A 21,539-nucleotide genomic window follows, 5' to 3' on the forward strand; every position below is an offset into this window, starting at 1 on the left:
GCTTATGCCTCCTTTCCTGTGTCGCGCTTAGCGCCTGACATATAAAGACCAAGTTCCTGAAGTGTAGTGGTTTTGGGATCAACCTCACCAACAATTTCGCCCTCGTACATAACAAGAATTCTGTCGGAGAGGTTCATAACTTCATCGAGTTCCAGTGATACGAGAAGAATGGCATTACCTGCATCTCTCTCTTTGACAATAGCCTCGTGTATGGTCTCGATAGCACCTACGTCAAGTCCTCTGGTGGGCTGAACTGCAATAAGGAGCTTATGCTTTCTGTCCATTTCTCTGGCGATAATAGCCTTCTGCTGGTTACCACCTGACATGGCTCTTACAATAGTTGCAGCACCCTGACCGGAACGAACATCGAAAGCCTGCGAAAGTCTGTCCGAATATTTCCTCATTTCACCTTTTTTCAAAAGACCGTTGTGAGAAAACGCAGGTTCAAAATATCTCTGAAGAATCATGTTTTCTTCTAGTGAATAGTCAAGCACAAGACCATGCTTGTGTCGGTCTTCGGGAATGTGGCTCATGCCGTGGGTGTTTTTGTATCTGATAGACTTATTTGTAATATCTTCTCCGCAGAGAGTGATCTTTCCGCTGGCGATATCATCAAGTCCTGTAAGTGCTCCTACAAATTCAGTCTGTCCGTTTCCGTCAATTCCTGCTATGCAGACAATTTCACCTGCTCTGACGTTGAAGGAAACATTGTGAACGGAGTCATTAGCATGAAGCTTACTCTTGACGCATACGTTTTCAACTCTGAGTACTTCTTCGGCAGGTTTGGCTTCATCCTTATCAACAGCAAATTTAACGTTACGACCTACCATCATGGAAGAGAGTTCTTCCTTTGTGGTGTTCTTAACATCTACTGTTCCGATATATTTACCTTTTCTCAGGATAGAGCAGCGATCTGCTACTTCCATGATCTCATTAAGCTTATGGGTTATGAAAAGAATGGATTTTCCCTCAGCTGCGAGATTTTTCATGATCTTCATGAGTTCATCAATCTCCTGAGGAGTAAGAACTGCAGTAGGCTCATCAAAAATAAGGATTTCGTTATCTCTGTAGAGCATCTTGAGAATCTCAACTCTCTGCTGCATGCCTACAGTGATATCCTCAATCAGAGCATCAGGATCGACCTTGAGATTGTACTTGTTTGACAGAGAAAGAACCTTTTTTCTGGCTTCGCCTTTTGTCAAAAAGCCAAGTTTACTGGGCTCTGAACCAAGTATTATGTTGTCTAAAACTGAGAAAATATCAACCAGCATGAAGTGCTGATGAACCATTCCGATACCAAGAGCTGTAGCATCGTTAGGATTGGCAATTTTAACTTCCTTGCCATCTTTTTTGATTACACCCTTCTCAGGTGTATAGTGACCGAAAAGAACACTCATCAGAGTGGATTTTCCGGCGCCGTTCTCCCCCAATAGTGCATGGATTTCCCCGCGTTTAAGCTGTAATGTAATATCATCATTAGCTATAATGCCAGGGAATTCTTTTGTGATATGCAACATTTCAATTACATAATCTTCCATAAGTAGCACACCTTTCTATAGTTTATTGCACAAAAAACATGAATTCCAAAAGGAACTCGTTCTTTAGTATCTAGTTTATCATTTTTCCATGCATAAAAAAAGCGCCTTCCCTAAGGAAAGACGCTTTTTACAGTCAATATTGATTAGTGGATGTTATCAAACTCAGTTACTTTGATATCAGTAGCAGGCATAGCCTCGATATCGCTTGAAACTGTGATGTCACCTGAGAACATAGAACCAACAAGTGTCTTGTAATCATCAACTGTGAACTTCTCCATTCTCCATGTGTCTGTAGGAAGCTGTACATAGTTGAGTGACGGATCATCACCTGAAACAAGACCAAGGTTCTCAATCTTGCCAGCGTATGAATCCCACTTACCAGCGAAGAGATCTGTAAGAGTTGAGTTAACTGTAGCTGCAAGACCCTTCATAGCAGATGTTACGCAGATGCCATCGCCGTAAAGACCATCGATTGTGCCTGACTGGTCAACGTCAACACCAACTACCTTACCGCCTGCCTTCTTAGCAGCCTCGCCTGCAGATGTGAAGATACCACCGCCGCATGCGAATACGATCTCTGTGCCACCCTGATACCATGTATCCATAACAGCTGTAACAGACTCGTCACCGAAGAACTGTCCGCCATATACATAGTTAACTTCAACGTCAGCTGTGTTGCCAAGATCCTTTGCAGCATCGTTAGCACCCTGAACGAAACCGTAACCATAACGGATAACTGCAGGAACTGCCATACCGCCAAGGAAGCCAAGCTTTGTGTAGCCTTCCTTAACTACAGCATAACCAGCCATGTAACCGGCAAGCTCTTCCTGATATGTGAATGAGCAAACGTTCTCGGGAAGCTCATCCATGCCGGCACCTTCGAAGTCACCCTGTGAGCAGTCAAGAGCGATGATCTTTACATCGGGATTCTCTTCTGCAACAGAAGCGATCATGTCAGCGAAAAGATATCCGGGAACGATGATTACGTTGTAACCGTCAGAAACAGCGTTATCAAAAGCAGCTGTACGAGCTTCGTTTGAATCCTCTGTGGGCTTGTAGTACTGATAGTCAACACCCTGTGCCTCAGCAAATGCCTTGGAAGCTTCGTATGTTGTCTGGTTGAATGACATATCTGTGATGTCACCTGAGTCTGTGATCATAGCGATCTTGTAATCGCCTGAAGCCTCTGTAGCTGTCTCATCAGCAGCTTCCTCAGTTTCTTCTGTAGCTTCCTCTGTTGTCTCTTCAGTTGTTTCCTCTGTAGAAGCTTCCTCAGTAGCCTCTTCAGTTGTCTCCTCTGTAGATGTCTCCTCTACAGCAGTGTCAGTTGTGCTGTCTGCTCCGGTTGAAGAACCGCCACAAGCAGAAAGGCTGAATGTAAGTGATGCTGTAAGCATCATAGCCAGTAACTTCTTCATAATGTTTTTTCTCCCTTTCTTTATAAAATAAACATTAGAATCATTGTGTGAAATTAATCACACTTAAGAGTGATTATAATCATTTTTTACCTTTTTCACAAGATATATAGCGAGTTTTTGTCGCTTTTGACAAAAAATGAAGAAAGGTCTTTTTAATAATTGGCTAGTGAAATGTTCGAAATTACGTTATAATAGTTAGGTATTGTACTTTTCTATGAGGAGGGAAGACATGAAGAAAAAGAAATTGTCTTTTGATAAGGAACTTTTTAAGAGAAGTGTTTTATATAATGTAAAGACACTTTACCGTAAAACTATTGAAGAAGCTACTCCACAGGAGATCTTTCAGGCATCTGCCTATGCAATAAAGGATGCTATCGTCGATCATTGGATGAATACACAGAAGGCTGCGGCCGAGCAGGATCCGAAGATCGTTTATTACATGTCCATGGAATTTCTTATGGGACGTGCCCTTGGTAATAACTTAATAAATCTTCAGGCATATAAGCCTGTGAAGGAAGCTCTTGATGAGCTTGGTGTAGACATTAACGTGATTGAGGATCAGGAGCCCGACCCGGCACTTGGTAATGGTGGTCTGGGAAGACTTGCAGCATGCTTCCTTGATTCTCTTGCTTCACTTGGATATATGGCTTATGGTTGCGGTATCCGTTATAAATATGGAATGTTTAAGCAAAAGATCAAGGATGGATATCAGGTAGAAGTACCGGATAACTGGCTTGAGTACGGTAATCCCTTCGAGCTCAGACGTCCTGAGTATGCTAAGGAAGTCAAGTTCGGCGGATATGTAAATGTTTTTGTTGATGACAGAGGACGCAATGTGTTCCGCCAGGAGGGATATCAGTCAGTAAGAGCTATACCCTATGATCTCCCTGTAGTAGGTTATGGAAACGGCGTGGTTGATACCCTGAGAATTTGGGATGCTGAGCCTGTAAACTGCTTTGAGCTTGATTCCTTCGATAAGGGTGATTATCAGAAGGCTGTTGAGCAAGAAAATCTTGCGAGCCAGCTGTGCGAGGTGCTTTATCCCAATGATAATCATATTGCAGGTAAAGAGCTCAGACTTAAGCAGCAGTATTTCTTTATTTCTGCCTCTGTACAGACTGCACTTAAGAGATATCTGCGTCATCATGATGACATAACAAAATTTTATGAAAAAGCAGTTTTCCAGCTCAATGATACACATCCTACAGTAGCGGTTGCTGAGCTTATGAGACTTCTCATGGATGAGTATTATCTTCCCTGGGATACAGCGTGGGATGTTACCATGAAGACCTGCTGCTATACAAACCATACAATTATGGCTGAAGCTTTGGAGAAGTGGCCTATTGACCTTTTCCAGAGACTTCTTCCCAGAATCTATCAGATAGTAGATGAGATAAACAGAAGATTTGTTGACCAGATAATGCGTCAGTACGCTAATCTGCCCAGCATTGATGTTCAGGATAAGATTCGCAGCATGGCGATTTTGTATGACAACCAGGTTAAGATGGCTCACCTTGCGATTGTAGGCGGACATTCTGTTAACGGTGTTGCAAGACTTCATACCGAAATCCTTAAAAAGAGAGAGCTTAAGGATTTCTACGAGATGTATCCTGAAAAGTTCAATAACAAGACAAACGGTATTACCCAGAGACGCTTCCTCATGCATGCTAACCCGCTGCTTGCTGACTGGGTAACGGAAAAAGTCGGAGAGAACTGGATTACAGATCTTTCACTTATCAGCGGACTTAAGGAAGTTGCTGATGACCGTAAGGCTCAGAAGGAATTCATGGAGATTAAATATGCAAACAAGAAGCGCCTTGCGGAATATATTAAGGAACATAACGGAATAGATGTGGATCCTAATTCCATATTCGACTGCCAGGTTAAGAGACTGCATGAGTATAAGCGTCAGCTTCTTAATATACTTCATGTTATGTATATTTATGACATGTTAAAGAGCCATCCGGATATGGAGTATACTCCCAAGACATATATTTTCGGAGCAAAAGCGGCTGCAGGTTATCAGACAGCAAAGCTTACAATAAAGCTGATAAATTCTGTTGCAGAAGTAATTAACAATGATGCTTCCATCAAGGGCAAACTGAAGGTTGTATTTATAGAAGATTACAAGGTTTCAAACGCAGAGCTCATATTTGCTGCAGCTGATATTTCAGAGCAGATATCCACTGCAAGTAAGGAAGCCTCCGGAACCGGTAATATGAAGATGATGCTTAACGGTGCCATCACTCTCGGAACTCTTGACGGAGCTAATGTTGAGATGCTCGAGGAGGTAGGAAAGGATAATATCTTTATTTTCGGTCTGACTTCCGAAGAGGTTATCGCATACGAGAAGAATGGTGGTTATAATCCCGGAGAAATCTATAACAGAGATCCTAATGTAAAGAGAACTCTGGACCACCTCGTTGATGGAACCTACTCAAAGGATAGAGAGCTTTTCAGACCACTTTATAATTCACTTCTGAACACAGTCAATTCAAATAAGGCAGATCAGTACTTTATTTTGAAGGATTTCGAATCCTATATTGAGGCTCAGAGTGCAATTTCTGAAGCATACAGAGATACTAAAAAGTGGGCTAAGATGGCAATACTTAATACTGCATCATGCGGTAAGTTCTCATCAGACAGAACCATTCAGGAATATGTTGATGAAATCTGGCATATAGACAGACTGGATATGTCGAATATTTAAATAAATTAAACTGGCAAAGGGGCTGTGTATCGGGAAACCGGTGCACAGCTTTTTTGAAATATGTGCTGATTAAGCACATAATTAATCACAAATTTTTAATAGATGTTTTGGTGTACATTAATAATAATAAGTACACAAATAATAATTATTACAGTATAATACGTGGGAGTAGATAAATAATCAGCAGGAAAGGTAGGAGTTTAATGGTTAAGACGTATGATAGCGGTGCTTATTTGGTAAACGGAACTGAACTGATCCCGGAAGGAGCCGGTGCGGCAGAAGCAGTTAATGCAAAAGCAGGTAAGCAGGTAGATAAAACTGAAGCAAAAAAGAACACGATTGCATATGGTATTTTGAAAAATCATAATACCTCAGACAATATGGATAAACTTGAAATCAAGTTTGATAAGCTCACAAGCCATGATATTACTTATGTAGGTATTATTCAGACTGCGCGTGCGTCAGGACTTGAAAAATTCCCGATTCCTTATGTACTTACCAACTGCCACAATTCTCTTTGTGCAGTAGGTGGAACAATAAATGAAGATGATCATATGTATGGTCTTACAGCTGCTCAGAAGTACGGCGGAATCTATGTACCGCCTCATCAGGCAGTAATTCACCAGTTTGCAAGAGAAATGCTTGCAACCGGAGGCGGGATGATACTGGGGTCAGATTCACATACCAGATATGGTGCTCTTGGTACCATGGCAATGGGTGAAGGCGGACCGGAGCTTGTTAAGCAGCTTCTCAGCCAGACCTACGATATCAATATGCCGGAGGTTGTTGCAATTTACTTAACAGGCGAGCCTATGCATGGCGTAGGACCGCAGGACGTTGCGCTTGCAATTATTGGAAAAGTATTCGGTGACGGATATGTTAAGAACAAGGTAATGGAGTTCGTAGGCCCCGGCGTAAAGAGCTTAAGCGCTGATTTCCGTATCGGCGTTGATGTTATGACAACGGAAACCACCTGCCTGTCCTCTATCTGGCAGACCGATGACGAGATAAAGAATTTCTACGATATCCACGGCAGAAGCGGTGACTATAAAGAGCTTAAGCCCGGAGATGTAGCGTACTATGACGGTGTTGTGGAAGTTGATCTTTCTACAATCAAGCCTATGATAGCCATGCCTTTCCATCCCAGCAACACATATGAGATCGAAGAGGTTAATGCTAATCTGGAGGATATTATCGCTGATGTTGAGAAGCGTGCAAAGGTCAGCTTCGGTGATAAGGTTGAGTATTCTCTTAAGGAAAAGATCAGGAACGGCAAGTTCATGGTAGACCAGGGCGTTATCGCAGGCTGCGCAGGTGGTGGCTTTGAAAATATCTGTGCTGCAGCTGATATCCTTGAGGGCAGATTTACAGGAAATGACAGATTTACATTGAGCGTATATCCTGCATCAACGCCTATTTTCATGGAAATTGTGAAAAACGGGGTTGCAGCAAAGATTCTTGAGACAGGTGCTATTCTTAAGACGGCATTCTGTGGACCCTGCTTTGGTGCCGGTGATACTCCTGCAAACAATGCCTTCAGTATCCGTCATTCAACAAGAAACTTCCCTAACCGTGAAGGTTCTAAGGTTCAGAGCGGTCAGATTGCATCAGTTGCACTTATGGATGCAAGATCAATTGCTGCTACTGCTGCAAATCAGGGTGTACTTACTCCTGCTACAGCTTTTGATGGCAAGTTTAATAAATATACATATCACTTTGACAAGGAGATCTATGCTAATCGTGTATTTGATTCACACGGCAAAGCAGATCCGGATGTAGAGCTTCAGTTTGGACCTAACATTAAGGACTGGCCCAAGATGGTAGCTCTTACAGATAATCTCCTTCTTAAGGTCGTTTCCGAGATACATGATCCGGTAACAACAACAGATGAGCTTATTCCTTCAGGTGAGACATCATCCTACAGATCCAATCCTCTTGGTCTTGCAGAGTTTACTCTTTCAAGAAAGGATCCTGAGTACGTAGGACGTGCGAAGGCAGTATATGCAGATGAGATTAGCAGAAGAGAGAATGTTCCATTTGACAGGATGAGCGATGATACTGCTGCTGCAATAAAGGCTGTACTTAAGTCTTATCCGGAGGTTTCCACTGAGAATACGGGAATCGGTTCCACAATTTTTGCGGTTAAACCCGGTGATGGTTCTGCAAGAGAGCAGGCTGCTTCATGTCAGAAGGTTCTTGGCGGATGGGCCAATGTTGCAAATGAGTATGCTACTAAGAGATATCGTTCTAACCTTATTAACTGGGGAATGCTTCCGCTTGTAATTGATAAGGGAGATCTTCCTTTCAAGAATCTGGATTACATTTTCCTGCCGGGAATAAGAGCAGCTGTTGAGAATAAGTCAGATACAATTAAGGCTGTTGCTGTTTCCGGTGATGAGCAAAAAGAGTTCAATATGACTCTCGGAGAGCTTACAGACAATGAGCGCGAGATCATTCTTGATGGTTGTCTTATAAACTATAATCGCGCAGGAAAGAAATAAGCAGGGTATAAGAAAAGATATCATGTTTAACAGTTTTTATAAAAAAAGAGTTCCGTCCTTTTGCATGGCAGCAGTAGTAGCTTTCGCCACATGCGGCTGTGCGGGGACTGTGAAAAATGAAAGTGTTACACCGGAGCAGGAGGCGCAAGGGAGCGAGCCTGCTCCAAATGTCGTATATGATGTTCCTGTCATGATACCTAGTGCACTTGTGGACCAGAACGGATACAGAACAGGTGCTGAAAAATCCGTAATTTTCAAAGGAACAGACTTACCTGAAATATTCTATGTCTATAACGCAGAGACAGATGAACTTGAATATACGGGACAAATGAAGACAACCAATCATACAGATGATGGGGATGACATTAAAGAAGGCTATTTTACCGATATGATAGAGGAGGGTTCCTATTATATTTATACGGATAAAATAGGAAGCTCCTATAGTTTCAGAATTCAGAATGATCTGTATGATGATATTTTTAATGAAGCCTGCAAGACATATTATAAAAACAGATGCGGGATGGCGGTTTCAGAAGCGCTGGCAGGCGAGGATGCTCATGCCGAGTGCCACACAGGTGAAGCACATCTCCAGGAGGATCCGTCTAAGACAATTGATGTATCCGGTGGATGGCATCTTAATGCCGGGGCGGACAGAGATGTTGTAACGGGATGTAAGATAGCACAGAATCTTTTGCTGGCATATGAGATGAATTCCAAGGTCATAACTGATGATTCAGGAATTCCGGAAAGCGAAAATGGAATACCGGATCTTCTTGATGAGGTCAGATATGAAGTAGAATGGCTTATGAAGATGCAGGATGAGCGCACCGGCGGAGTATATGGATCAGCGCTTACCGTGCGTGATGAAAATGTTGATCTGATGCAGGCAAATGTTGAGGTTACACCGATTACCATGGAGGCAACCATTAGATTTGCCACATTGCTTTCAGATTTTGGATATTTATATCAGAGCTTTGATTCAAATTTTGCTACCACATGTCTTAAATGTGCTGACAGAGCGTACAGTCTTTATGCCGGTACTGAGAATGTCAGGACTAATTCAGAGGGTTTTTATGCTGCAGCACAGCTTTACAGAGCAACCGGAGCATCCAAATACGAGCAGGTACTGACCTCATATTTTGAGTCAGACAAATTTGATCAGATGTTCAAGGATTATGAGGATATTTTCCTTGGGGCAATTACATATATATCCACGAATCAGAAGGTTAATGTGGATGTATGCTCCAGGATAATGAAGCTTCTTATGAATAAGACCACCGGAATTGTAAACTCAGCAAGAAATTCAGCTTTTATGGTTACGAGTGAGGATCATGAGCAGCTCCTTGATGACATGAGAACCATAACAATTACTGACCATATAATATATAATTATGAATATACGACTATTATAGAGAATCATGCCCATTATCTTATGGGCAGAAATCCTGAGGCAGTTAATTATGTGACAGATACAACGGAACGCACGTATAAGGATACTGACGAAGGAATGGGAATTATGAATCAGCCGCTTCTTAACGCAAAGTTTATTTTCATGCTTAGCGTGATCAAGGAGTAAAATGAGGCAAAACGGGAAATAACTGGATGAATACAGAAATAGATGGATTAAAAATATATTATCGTGATGAAGGAGAGGGACCGCTTATGGTGCTCCTTCACGGATGGGGATCAAATGTTGATCTCTTTGATGGGATTTTTAAGTTTGCATCAAAAAAATACCATGTAGTGGGAATGGATATGCCCGGATTCGGAAAGAGCGATGAACCGGAAGAACCATGGGAAGTAAGCGATTTTGTTGATTTTGTAATACACTTCATAAATAAGCTTTACCCTGATGATAAGGAGATTATTCTTCTCGGACATTCCATGGGTGGCCGTGTCATCATAAAAATGCTCGGAACAAAGAGCGAGGAAGAACTTGGCTTTAAGGTGTCAAAGGTTATCCTGACGGACAGTGCGGGTATTAAGCCTGTTCCGTCTGGGAAGCAGTCAAGCAGGACAAAGAGGTATAAATTTTACAAGGGTATACTGAATAAGACAGGGATAGCCAAGGCATTTCCCGGTACGCTGGAAAGCCTCCAGAAAAAATTCGGATCAGCTGATTATGCGGCTGCCTCACCGATAATGAGAGCCAGCCTTGTAAAGGTTGTAAATGAAGATCTTACGGTTTATATGCCAAAGGTAACCATGCCTGCGCTTTTAATCTGGGGAGATCAGGATACTGCAACGCCTCTTTCTGACGGACAGCAGATGGAAAAGCTTATGCCTGAGGCAGGACTTGCGGTTATTCCCGGAGTGGGACATTATTCTTTCCTGGAAAACCAATATATGTACAATAAGATTTTGGGAAGCTTCTTGAAAATAGAAATGTGAGGATTTATATATGAGCACATTATTCTTTTTTATATATGTTGCAGCCTATATCGCAGCTACAGTAATGGGACTTAGACACTACACACACATGCTGCAGTTGTCTTCATATCAGTTCCAGGGGTACTTCAGATATCTCAGGTCAAAGCCGCAAAGATACGGACTTCATGTAGGATTTCTTTGTGTAACGGCTCTTTTGGGAGTTCTCGGTTCAAACAGAATAAGTAAGATTTTTGGAATATTATCCTTTATATTTCTGATTTTTTTGATATTCCAGTATTTGCCTAAAAAAGCTAAGAAGAAGTTCGTTGTGACAAAAAGGGTACAGCGACTTTTCATTACATATGGCATTGTGTTTGCTGCTTTAATGGGAATTTCCACCTGGTGCTATTTTACAGGAGGACAGACCCTGGCAGGTGTTTTTATTGCCACAAAGAATAGTGTTTCGAATTTTACTATTGAGACTAATGGAAAAAAGCTTGCTTCAATGCTTATCGTTGCAGCTTTTATGGGATTTCTTCCGCTTGTTACGGCTCTTTGCAATCTGATAAACAAGCCTGTTGAAAAGAGGGTAAATGATTGGTTTATCCATGACGCACAGAGGCTTTTGAATGAGCATCCGGGACTTAGAATTATCGGTATCACAGGAAGCTATGGCAAGACCAGTGTTAAGTACTACTTATGGACGCTTCTTTCTGAGGGATACAGAGTCCTGATGACACCAGAGAGCTTTAATACACCTATGGGTGTCGTTCGTACAATTCGTGAACAGCTCACACCTATGCATGAGATTTTTATCTGTGAGATGGGTGCAAGACATGTGCATGATATCAAGGAGATAACGGATATTGTTCATCCCGATGACGGAATGCTGACTTCTATAGGACCGCAGCATCTTGAGACCTTCCATTCCATGGAAAACATTATTGATACGAAGCTTGAGCTTTTTGATGCAGTTCAGGAAAAGAGCAGAACAGGTCTTAAGTTTGCCAACGGAGACAATGAGATAATTGTAAGTAATATTCGTCATAATAATGTGGTGCTATACGGATGCAGTGAGGGATGTCATTATAGGGCAACTGACGTGAAGTTTACTGCGGATGGAGCTTCTTTCAAGGTTACTGCACCTGATGGAGATACAGCAGATTTTTCAATGAAGCTTCTTGGGGAACATAATGTTACCAATGTTGTCGGAGCTATAGCAATGGCACATACCATGGGAATTCCCATGAGCAAGCTTCGCATGGCTGTAAGAAGAATCACGCCTGCGCCCCACAGACAGGAGCTCAAAAAGCACGGCAATATTTCTATTATTGATGATGCATATAACTCAAATCCTATGGGAGCAAAGAGAGCTCTCGACACACTTTCAAAATTTGAAGACAGCGTAAGAATCCTTGTGACACCGGGTATGGTTGAGCTTGGTGAAAAGGAAGCGGAATATAACAAAGAATTTGGAAGACAGGCAGCAAAGGCAGCAGATTACATCATTCTTGTTGGATCAGAGCATACAAGACCTATTAAGGAAGGCGCTCTGGAAGCAGGTTTTTCCGAGGATAAGCTTTTTGTCAAAGAAGAATTGAAAGAAGCAACAGATCTGATGTATGAAATAGACGCAGGTAAACCGAAGGTAATACTTTTGGAAAATGATCTGCCGGATAATTATCTGTAATACTTAAATTAAAATAAAAGGAATAAGTATGAAGCTGGAGAGACTAGCCGGTTTAAAAAAAATATTTTTTGTTAAAGGAGAAAAGGCGGTAGTATTTGATGCTGCCTTTTCTGTTATTATGGCCTTTTTTACAGTCTTTAATCAGAATGCTGTAGAAGATCATCTCTTTTTTGGAAGATTCAATATGTCTCGGGACACTGGGCTGTTCATAGTTTATACGATACTGTTTTATATTGCTGTAAGAGTGATTGTAGCTATTTTGAACGCCAGGTCAAAAGAGGAGGTTTGCCTTGAAAAAAGACTGCCAAGACTTAAGCTTGCAATTTTGATGTTTCTTGCGTGGCTTCCTTATCTTCTGATTTTCCTTCCCGGAGTTGCAAATTATGACACGGTTAATCAGGTAAATGATTTTTTTGATGGGGTTGGACCGGTTCCCTTTGGATTTGTAAAAGGGCAGGAGACGGTAAATGTTTTTTTGAATGCCCATCATCCCATTGTTCCGACCTTTATTTTTTCGTTCTTTATATGGCAGGGAAAGGTAATTGGAAACGAGTCATTGGGATTTTTGTTATATATTGTGTGTCAGATGGCTGTGGGCGCATTGCTTATTTCAGGAATCTTGTGTGATCTCTATGAGAAGGCCGGGTCCACCAGGGGAAGAACAATTGTAAAAATCGTAAGATTCTTCTATATGTTTATGCCTTTTATCCCCATGTACATGATATGTATGTTAAAAAATACATTGCATAGCCTGATATTTATATTATTCATTTATGTCTTATACAGGTATTTTCTGGGAAGGGACGAGACGCCTGCAGGGTCATGGGTGGTATTCTTTTTAACAGAAGCCATGCTTAGTCTTACGCTAAACACCGGAATATTTGTGGTTGTCTTTACAGGTATAGGAATTCTGTTTTTAAAGGACAAAAACAGAGTGAAGTTTTTGGCAGCTATGCTTGGGTGCGTGATACTGTGGTTTGTTATTTTCCCAAAGGTCATTTATCCAACAATAAATGTATATCCGGGTGGAAAGCAGGAGCTGTACGGAACGCTGTTTCAGCAGACAGGAAGGCTTATCAGAGATAATGAAGAGGCCCTGTCTGAAGAAGATAAGGAAATCATAGACGCAATCCTGGATTACGATACAGTAAAAAAGGCATTCACCTTTAATGTTACTGATCCCGTTAAGGATACGTTCAAGATGAATTCTACAGACGAAGAGTTGAATGAATATCTGAAAATGTGGTTCAGACAGGGACTTAAACATCCTATTATTTATTTACGTGCTACATTTTCAATCTGTGGCTATTTCTTCTCTCCCGGGGCGGGAATACAGATATTCAGTGACATTCCAAAGTCTGACGGAATATTTGCAAAAATACATAATATAGCGCCAAGCAGATTTGGCGAAAAGGCAGCAGATCTGTACTTTAAGATTACAATTATGCCTGTGATAAAGTGGATATTTCAGACTGTACTGTATGCTTTCTGGATACCTGCATATCTGTATTACATTTTTGTAAGAAGAAAAAAGGCGTTGGGAAAAAAGGATGAAAAAGCACATGAGCTGATTATACTTTTACCTCTCTTTGTATCAGTTTTGTTTTTGGTAGTAAGTCCGATGAACTACAGTAGATATGCGCTTTGTCTTATTTTTTCATCACCTCTTGCCATCGCCATGTTGTGCTCTGATTATAAAAAAAGTTGAATTTTTCACAGATAAGTCTATACTTTTGATGTATGTTGTTTTTTATTTCATGTATTATATGAAGCGAAACGGAAGTTATTTGAAAGGAAGTGTTTATTTTGAAGTTAAAGCTTGCAGTTCTCTTTGGCGGTAAAAGTACAGAGCATGAGATTTCAATCATCTCTGCCATACAGGCTATCGGATATATGAACAGGGATAAGTACGATATCATTCCTGTATATATGACTAAAGAGAATGATTTTTATATTGGTGAAGATATGGATAAGATTGAGGAATACACACATATTCCAGAACTCCTTAAAAAGAGTACACAGGTAGTGTGGATTAAGGATGGGAATAAGGTGAATCTTGTCCGTTACCCCATGAAGAAGTTTGGTAATAACGTGGTTACAAGCGTGGATATCGCTTTCCCTATAGTGCATGGTACCAATGTTGAGGATGGTGTTCTTACAGGATATCTTCAGACACTGGGACTTCCTGTAGTTGGCTGTGATGTCCTTTCTTCAGCAGTCGGCATGAATAAGTATGTCATGAAAACAGTTCTTAAGGACAATGATATCTCTGTTCTGGACTGCAAATGTTATACATGGGTTGATTATGAGGATGCTGAAGCGCTCATGAATAAAATTGAGGGAGTATTCAAATATCCTGTTATCATAAAGCCTATTAATCTTGGTTCAAGTATCGGTATTTCCAAGGCCGGTAACAGAGAGGAGCTTGCAGAGGCTCTTGAGCTTGCTTTTGAGTTCTCCAAAAAGATTCTTGTTGAGCCTGCTATTGTTAAGCTTAAGGAGATCAACTGCTCAGTTCTCGGAGATTATGAGAATGCAGAGGCTTCAGAGTGTGAAGAGCCTATAAACTCAGATGAAATTCTTTCATTTGAGGATAAGTATATTGGCGGATCAGGCGCTAAGGGAGCAAAATCAGGCGGTGCCAAGACTGGTGGTTCAAAGGGAATGGCCAGCCTTAAGAGAAAGATTCCTGCTGACATTACAGACGAGCAGAGAGCAGAAGTCAGAAAGATGGCTGTTGAGGCATTTAAGTGCCTTGGCTGCAGCGGTGTTTCAAGAATAGACTTTATGCTTGATGAGGAGACAGGAAAAATCTATCTCAATGAGATAAACACTATTCCGGGATCTTTGTCATTCTATCTCTGGGAGCCCCTTGGCAAGAAGTACTCCCAGCTTCTTGATGATATGATTGAAATTGCAATTAAACAGGACCGTGAGAACCACAAGCTGGTATTCTCTTTTGAGACCAATGTTCTTGAAGGAGTTAAGCTCGGTGGTGGCTCTAAGGGAAGTAAATTATAATTAATAAAAAATCAGGCGTTTAGATAAGCGCCTGATTTTTTTGATAGGTTTCCTGAATTATTTTGTGACAGTAAACCTCAATATTCTTTTTGTCCTCCGGAGCAAGCTCATCCATATATATGGGCTTTCCGTACTCCAGGATTACATGAGATTTTTTGATAAAAGGAAGATGATCTTCAAATATCGCATTTGAGTTGTTGATGGTCATAGGAACAATGGGGCATCCTGATTTCTGGGCTATTTTAAAGCTTCCTTTATGGAATGGAAGCATCTCATCGGAATTGTTTCTTGTTCCTTCGGGATAAATTGTCATTGAAATACCATTTTTTACCTTATCAATTGCAGAGAGTATAACCTCAAGTCCCTGCCTGATATCAGATCTGTCCAGGAAAAGACAATCCATGTTTCTCATCCACTGAGAAAGAATCGGGACTTTAAGTATTTCCTTTTTTGCTATATAACCGGTGAGTCTTGGAACTCTGGAATAACTGAGTACGATATCAAAATAGCTTCTGTGGTTTCCGATATAGAGAACTGCTTTATCCTTTGGAACATTCTCTTCTCCGATAACTGTGAGCTTTGCTCCTGAAAGGAATGCCACACATCTGAAAGCCCAGCTGACTATACTGAGAGAAGCTTTCTTTTTAGCTTCTAAATTAAACTTTCCAACTATCCAAAGCACCAATTGTATAAAAATGCTGCAGATAAAGAAAATAAACAAAAATAAAAAAACCAAAATAAGACGTATCATGAATGAATCTCCGATAAATTTATAGTATGATGAGTTATTATACCACAATAAAAATATAGGAAAAGGAAATCACAATGCTTCTGATAAAAAACGGCAGACTAATGGACCCAGCCAGTGGTCTGGATGGATATAGGGATATTCTTGTACACAATGGCAGAATCGCCAAAGTTGGTCTTTGCGGAACCCTTGATGACATGGCTACTGAGGCGATGTCAGTACTTAGTGAAGACGGCATGGCAAGGCTTGATGAAATTGATGCGGGAGGAATGATAATTGCTCCCGGACTTGTAGATGCGCATGTTCATTTCAGAGACCCCGGTTTTACTGACAAGGAAGACATCATAACAGGAGCCGGGGCTGCCAAAAAAGGCGGATTTACCTCGGTTGTCATGATGGGAAACACAAATCCAACCATGGATAATGCGGAAACCATCAGATATGCTCTTGGGAAAGGGGCAGGAACCGGAATAAGGGTCTTTTCCTGTGCAAATATAACCAGGGGAATGCAGGGAAAAGAGCTTACTGATATGGAAGCTTTGCTTGAAGAAGGTGCAGTTCTTTTTACTGATGATGGGAAACCTCTGACAGATGAGAGCATAATGCGAAGTGCCTGTGAAAAGTCAGCTGCCCTTAATAAGGTGTTAAGCCTTCATGAGGAGGATCCCTCCTATATTTCAGAGAATGGGATAAATGCAGGAGAAGTGGCCGAATCCCTTGGATTAAAGGGCTCTCCCAGAGACGCTGAGATAGCTATGGTAAAAAGGGATATTGCTATAGCTAATGCGACGGGAGCACATATTACAATACAGCACATTAGCACCGGGGAAGCTGTCGAAATGGTGAGAGAGGCAAGGAAAACAAATCCGAGGATTCATGCGGAAGCCACACCACATCATTTTACCCTTACTGATGAAGCTGTATTAAAATATGGTACCATGGCTAAGATGAATCCCCCTCTTAGAAAAGAGAGCGACAGACTCGCGATAATAGAGGGACTTGCAGATGGAACCATTGAAACTATTGCTACAGACCATGCACCTCATACAAAAGAGGAAAAAGAGAAGGAAATAACAAAGGCTCCAAGCGGAATAATCGGACTGGAGACATCTCTGGGGCTTGGCATAAGAGAGCTTGTGAAGGCAGGGCATATGGATATGATGACTCTTCTTGCAAGGATGACATGTCAGCCGGCAGATATATACGGACTTTATGCATTTTTGATTAATCCTGAAGAATCCGAAGAGAGCCCTGTGGTTGATGTGATGCCTGTCGGAAGGATATATGAAGGCGGACCTGCAGATTTTGTGATCTTTTCGGAGAACGAAGAATATATAGTCGGTGAATTTGCATCAAAGGCTTCAAATACGCCCTTTATTGGTGAAAAGCTGCCGGGAAAGATTCATTTCACAATATGTGGCGGGAACATAGTTTATGCGTCAAACCTCTGAAACAGAGGATAGATTTTTTATATGAAAGGAAAATATCGATGGCCAAAAAGAAAAAGATAGCCGCAGAAGTAATCGCGCAGGATGTCATTGCAGAAGGAATAATGGATCTGAGATTAAAAACAGACCTGGCAGAGGATGCAAATCCGGGACAGTTTATAGGAATATATCCGAAGAACAAGTCAACACTTCTGCCAAGACCTATAAGTATCTGCGGATATGATAAGAACGAGGGGACCCTTCGGATAGTATACAGAATTGCCGGAAGCGGAACAGCAGAATTTGCCCTGTACAGACCGGGAAATCACGTCGATATACTGGGAATACTTGGTAACGGCTTTCCTACAGATAAGGCTCAGGGTAAAAGAGTACTGATAATAGGTGGTGGAATAGGGGTGCCTCCGCTTCTTGGTCTTGCAAAAGAATTAAAGGAAGGTCTGGGAGAGAACTTTGCGGAAGATATAACCATGGTAATGGGGTATAGAAATTCTGAGACTTTTCTTGCTGATGAATTCAGAAATTATGGAAATCTTTTCATAGCAACAGAAGATGGAAGTGTCGGTACTAAAGGTAATGTTATTGATGCCTGCAGAGAAAATAAAATAGAGGCAGATGTGATTTTCTCCTGCGGTCCTATGCCAATGCTTCGCGGTGTCGCAGCCTATGCAAAGGAGATATCTGCCAAGGCTTATATCAGTCTTGAAGAACGTATGGCTTGTGGTGTCGGAGCCTGCCTTGGATGTATCTGCAAGACGAAAAATGTGGATGAGCATTCACATGTCAATAATGCCCGCATTTGTACAGACGGACCTGTGTTTGATGCAGATGATCTGGAACTGTAAGAAATATAAAAAGTCACACGATATGCATCAGTAAAATAGGAGAATGGAATGAATACAACAGTAAATATTGCCGGAGTGACCTTTAAAAACCCGGTTATGACAGCATCAGGAACCTTTGGCTCGGGAATGGAATATTCCGAATTTGTTGATCTTAACAGACTTGGAGCAGTTGTAACCAAAGGAGTAGCAAATGTTCCGTGGCCGGGAAACCCCACACCGAGGGTTGCAGAGGTATACGGAGGAATGTTAAATGCCATCGGGCTTCAGAATCCGGGAGTTGAGGTGATGATTGAAAGAGATCTGCCTTTTCTTAAGGATTATGATACAAAAGTAATCGTGAATGTGTGCGGAAAAAGCACGCAGGATTATGTGGATGTGGTTGAGAAGCTCTCTGATCAGAGCGGTGTTCACATGCTTGAAATAAATGTATCCTGCCCCAATGTAAAAGAGGGCGGAATAGCTTTTGGCCAGGATCCCAAGGCACTTTTTGAGATTACAAAGGAGATTAAGAAGCATGCTAAGCAGCCTATTATCATGAAGCTTAGCCCTAATGTAACAAGTATAGCTGAGATGGCAAAGGCAGCTGAGGCAGCAGGCTCTGATGCTATATCTCTTATCAATACCATAACCGGAATGAAAATTGATATATACAGAAAGACCTTTGCAATTGCAAATAAAACCGGAGGATTGTCCGGTCCTGCAATTAAGCCTGTTGCTGTACGTATGGTTTATGAGGCTTCGCATGCTGTTAATATTCCCGTTATCGGTATGGGCGGAATTGCAAATGCGGAGGACGCTATAGAATTTATGCTTGCGGGAGCAACAGGAGTTGCCGTGGGAGCAATGAATTTCCATGATCCCTATGCCACTCTGAATGTAATAGAGGGCATAGAGAGATATATGACTGAGCAGGGAATTGATGACATTAACGATATAATCGGAGCAGTAAAATAATGGTAGCCAAAAGTTAATCCGGAATAAATGAAATTCTCACCTTGGAATCGGATATTTTTTCGCCGTCCATCTGCAGTTCATACTGCACATGGGCGGATATTTTTTTTGAACTGATTTCCAGCATGAGATGCCTGGTGATAGCAGTCATTTTCATAAGTCCGTAGGGCGTCTGGTAGTCGGTTTTCCAGATTTCTCCAAGTCTAAATAACAGGTCAGAATTGATATCACCTGTCTGCATCATCCTGAGATACCCTTCACCAATCTCCAATCTGTGGTAGACCTTTGCAGAACTGTCTGCCGAGTCTTCAGAGGTATCCACATCGTCGGAATATGTGATTATGTAATTTAAATTCTCCTGAGTGTAGTGTGCTTTGTGCTCGCTTTTTACAATCTCGGGCTTGCCGTCGCCATGGTCGTGAGCGCCGACGATTCTTATAGTTCCGTTCATTGATACCCTCTTTTAAGTCAATCTGTGGTTAATGGAGTTGTAATAAATAATTCAGGAGCAATTCCTCTGCTTCTGAGCTCATTTACTGCATGTTCAGCTCCGGAAAGATTTTTGTTTTCAAAAATGCCAAATACTGTGGGGCCGCTTCCACTCATACGTGCACCCATGGCACCGTTTGAAAGTAGAATCTGTCTGATATCCTCGATAACAGTGTATCTGCCTGAGGTGATTGGCTTAAGGACATTACCAAGGCGCTGTGTTATTCCGGTGAGGTCACTGTTTTCAATTGCGGATACCATACCGTCGATATCGGGATGATTCTCTATGGGAGCTGAATCAAGCGTTGTGTATGCCCATGCGGTGGAAACATCAATCGGAGGCTTTGCAATGACGATATGACAGGAAGGCATATCCTTTAGTTTTGTTAGCTCCTCTCCAATACCTTCTGAAAGAGCTGTACCGCCTTTAATACAATATGGAATATCGGCTCCCTTTTTTACAGCGAGAGAACATAACTCGTCTACGCTAAGGGAAAGGTTCCAAAGCTCATTCAGGGCAACATAGGTTGCAGCAGCATCGGTACTTCCTCCGGCCATACCAGCTGCCATGGGAATATGCTTCTCCAAACGTATGGTTACGCCTTTATCTAAAGCGTGGCAGTGTGTTCTTAGCTGATCAGCTGCTTTCCATATCAGATTGTGTTCATCTGTGGGAATTCTGGGATCTGCCGTCTCTATGACTATCTTGTCATCATCGCGTTCAGAAAAGGTCAGCTCGTCAAACAGATCAATGCTCTGCATTATCATTCTGACAAGGTGGTAGCCGTCGTCGCGTCTTCCGATTACATCAAGACCTAAATTTATTTTTGCGTATGCTTTTTTCTTTATCAATTTATTTTCCTCCATATATATAGGACTGTTTGTATAATAGCATAAAAACATGAAATAGCGCTAATTTGTGGAAGTTTATAAATAGTTTATAAGTTGAAAGGGCAGTATAAAACATTAATCAAATTTTATAATTATTTAATTGAATATTTCATGTAAAAAGACTTAAGGTTAAATTGAAAAGTGACGATTAATAAGATAAGAAATACTGTAAGTATGCCATGGCATACCAGTCGTATCGGCGTCAGATTATTTGGCGTAGAAAAGGAGTTCATATGGGCGTAAACGGAGTTACAGGTTTAGACCAGACCACCACGTATTACGAGCCGACTGCGACCGCTAAAGCCACAGAAGCAACTACTGAGGATAAAACAGCGAAGACCGCTGAAGCAAAAGAAACAGACAAGGCTGCGGTTTATGAGAAGTCGGATAATGTAGTGGCACCTTCAACCAACAAGACATATGTTAAGAATGAAGCTGTCGTTAACATGCTAAAGAGTGACCTCGAAACCAGACAGAATCAGCTGAAGGATATTGTTACCCAGATGATGTCAAAGCAGGGTGTACAAATAGGAAAAGCTGATGATATATGGTCATTTTTGGCAAGCGGAGATTATACAATTGACGAGGCTGCCAAGAAAAAGGCACAGGAAGAGATTTCCAAGGATGGCTATTGGGGTGTAAAACAGACTTCGCAGAGAATACTTGATTTTGCTAATGCACTTACAGGCGGGGATCCCAATCAGGTTGAAAAAATGCGTTCAGCCTTTGAACAGGGCTTTAAAGAAGCAACAAAGAGCTGGGGCAAAGAGCTTCCTGATATTTCCAAACAGACCTATGATGCAGTTATGAAGGGATTTGATGAAATGGCTGAAAAGAATAATCAGACCCAGGCTGCAGAGGCAACAGATGAATTAGAAGTATAAGTCTTAATAATTAAATATATGAAATAGATAAAGGACTG

16 protein-coding genes are annotated in these 21,539 nt (G+C 41.5%); 11 read left to right on the forward strand and 5 right to left on the reverse strand.

Features of this window, described 5'->3' with window-relative positions; all coding sequences use genetic code 11:
- Positions 1 to 2: 2 nt before the first annotated feature.
- A complete protein-coding gene (locus tag G602_RS0112240; protein WP_026659267.1) occupies positions 3 to 1,538 on the reverse strand; it encodes an ABC transporter ATP-binding protein in 1,536 nt (511 codons plus the stop codon).
- Between the two features lie 143 nt (positions 1,539 to 1,681).
- A complete protein-coding gene (locus tag G602_RS0112245) occupies positions 1,682 to 2,956 on the reverse strand; it encodes a BMP family lipoprotein (RefSeq protein WP_330369167.1) in 1,275 nt (424 codons plus the stop codon).
- Positions 2,957 to 3,185: 229 nt separating this feature from the next.
- On the opposite strand from G602_RS0112245, the gene G602_RS0112250 reads away from it, so the two are divergent.
- From G602_RS0112250 to G602_RS0112280, 7 genes are all read left to right on the forward strand, one after another.
- Positions 3,186 to 5,666: a glycogen/starch/alpha-glucan phosphorylase gene (locus G602_RS0112250; RefSeq protein ID WP_026659269.1), complete on the forward strand. Its 2,481-nt coding sequence runs from the start codon at positions 3,186 to 3,188 to the stop codon at positions 5,664 to 5,666.
- A 203-nt stretch (positions 5,667 to 5,869) separates the two neighbouring features.
- Positions 5,870 to 8,167, forward strand: a complete 2,298-nt coding sequence (locus G602_RS0112255) for a hydratase (RefSeq protein ID WP_026659270.1) — start codon at positions 5,870 to 5,872, stop codon at positions 8,165 to 8,167.
- Positions 8,168 to 8,231: 64 nt separating this feature from the next.
- A complete protein-coding gene (locus G602_RS28960; RefSeq protein WP_207638173.1) occupies positions 8,232 to 9,743 on the forward strand; it encodes a glycoside hydrolase family 9 protein in 1,512 nt (503 codons plus the stop codon).
- Positions 9,744 to 9,769: 26 nt separating this feature from the next.
- Positions 9,770 to 10,558, forward strand: a complete 789-nt coding sequence (locus tag G602_RS0112265; RefSeq protein WP_026659273.1) for an alpha/beta fold hydrolase — start codon at positions 9,770 to 9,772, stop codon at positions 10,556 to 10,558.
- A 10-nt stretch (positions 10,559 to 10,568) separates the two neighbouring features.
- Complete coding sequence (locus tag G602_RS0112270) at positions 10,569 to 12,227, forward strand: Mur ligase family protein (protein WP_026659274.1); 1,659 nt, start codon at positions 10,569 to 10,571, stop codon at positions 12,225 to 12,227.
- A gap of 28 nt (positions 12,228 to 12,255) precedes the next feature.
- Positions 12,256 to 13,935 (forward strand): DUF6020 family protein, encoded by a 1,680-nt coding sequence (locus G602_RS0112275; protein ID WP_026659275.1) that lies wholly within the window; start codon positions 12,256 to 12,258, stop codon positions 13,933 to 13,935.
- Between the two features lie 98 nt (positions 13,936 to 14,033).
- Complete coding sequence (locus G602_RS0112280; RefSeq protein WP_026659277.1) at positions 14,034 to 15,248, forward strand: D-alanine--D-alanine ligase family protein; 1,215 nt, start codon at positions 14,034 to 14,036, stop codon at positions 15,246 to 15,248.
- A gap of 19 nt (positions 15,249 to 15,267) precedes the next feature.
- On the opposite strand, the gene G602_RS0112285 is transcribed toward G602_RS0112280, so the two are convergent.
- Positions 15,268 to 15,999 (reverse strand): lysophospholipid acyltransferase family protein, encoded by a 732-nt coding sequence (locus G602_RS0112285; RefSeq protein ID WP_026659278.1) that lies wholly within the window; start codon positions 15,997 to 15,999, stop codon positions 15,268 to 15,270.
- A gap of 74 nt (positions 16,000 to 16,073) precedes the next feature.
- Here G602_RS0112285 and G602_RS0112290 point away from each other — a divergent pair, with 74 nt between their 5' ends.
- Genes G602_RS0112290 through G602_RS0112300 form a run of 3 tightly spaced genes read left to right on the forward strand, consistent with a single transcriptional unit; the run spans position 16,074 to position 19,240 of the window.
- A complete protein-coding gene (locus G602_RS0112290; protein WP_026659279.1) occupies positions 16,074 to 17,447 on the forward strand; it encodes a dihydroorotase in 1,374 nt (457 codons plus the stop codon).
- A gap of 38 nt (positions 17,448 to 17,485) precedes the next feature.
- Positions 17,486 to 18,286: a dihydroorotate dehydrogenase electron transfer subunit gene (locus G602_RS0112295; protein WP_026659280.1), complete on the forward strand. Its 801-nt coding sequence runs from the start codon at positions 17,486 to 17,488 to the stop codon at positions 18,284 to 18,286.
- A gap of 48 nt (positions 18,287 to 18,334) precedes the next feature.
- On the forward strand, positions 18,335 to 19,240 hold the full coding sequence (locus G602_RS0112300) for a dihydroorotate dehydrogenase (protein ID WP_026659283.1): 906 nt from the start codon (positions 18,335 to 18,337) through the stop codon (positions 19,238 to 19,240).
- Positions 19,241 to 19,253: 13 nt separating this feature from the next.
- On the opposite strand, the gene G602_RS0112305 is transcribed toward G602_RS0112300, so the two are convergent.
- Entirely contained in the window at positions 19,254 to 19,688 is a 435-nt protein-coding gene (locus G602_RS0112305; RefSeq protein ID WP_026659284.1) for a DUF1934 domain-containing protein, read from the reverse strand.
- 17 nt (positions 19,689 to 19,705) lie between these two features.
- A complete protein-coding gene (gene ispE / locus G602_RS0112310; protein WP_330369169.1) occupies positions 19,706 to 20,578 on the reverse strand; it encodes a 4-(cytidine 5'-diphospho)-2-C-methyl-D-erythritol kinase in 873 nt (290 codons plus the stop codon).
- 272 nt (positions 20,579 to 20,850) lie between these two features.
- On the opposite strand from ispE, the gene G602_RS26420 reads away from it, so the two are divergent.
- Positions 20,851 to 21,501 carry a hypothetical protein gene (locus tag G602_RS26420; protein ID WP_044931994.1) on the forward strand — a complete coding sequence of 217 codons (651 nt, stop codon included), beginning with the start codon at positions 20,851 to 20,853 and terminating at the stop codon, positions 21,499 to 21,501.
- Positions 21,502 to 21,539: the final 38 nt, after the last annotated feature.

The organism is Butyrivibrio sp. AC2005, from assembly GCF_000424145.1.
GTDB lineage: Bacteria > Bacillota > Clostridia > Lachnospirales > Lachnospiraceae > Butyrivibrio.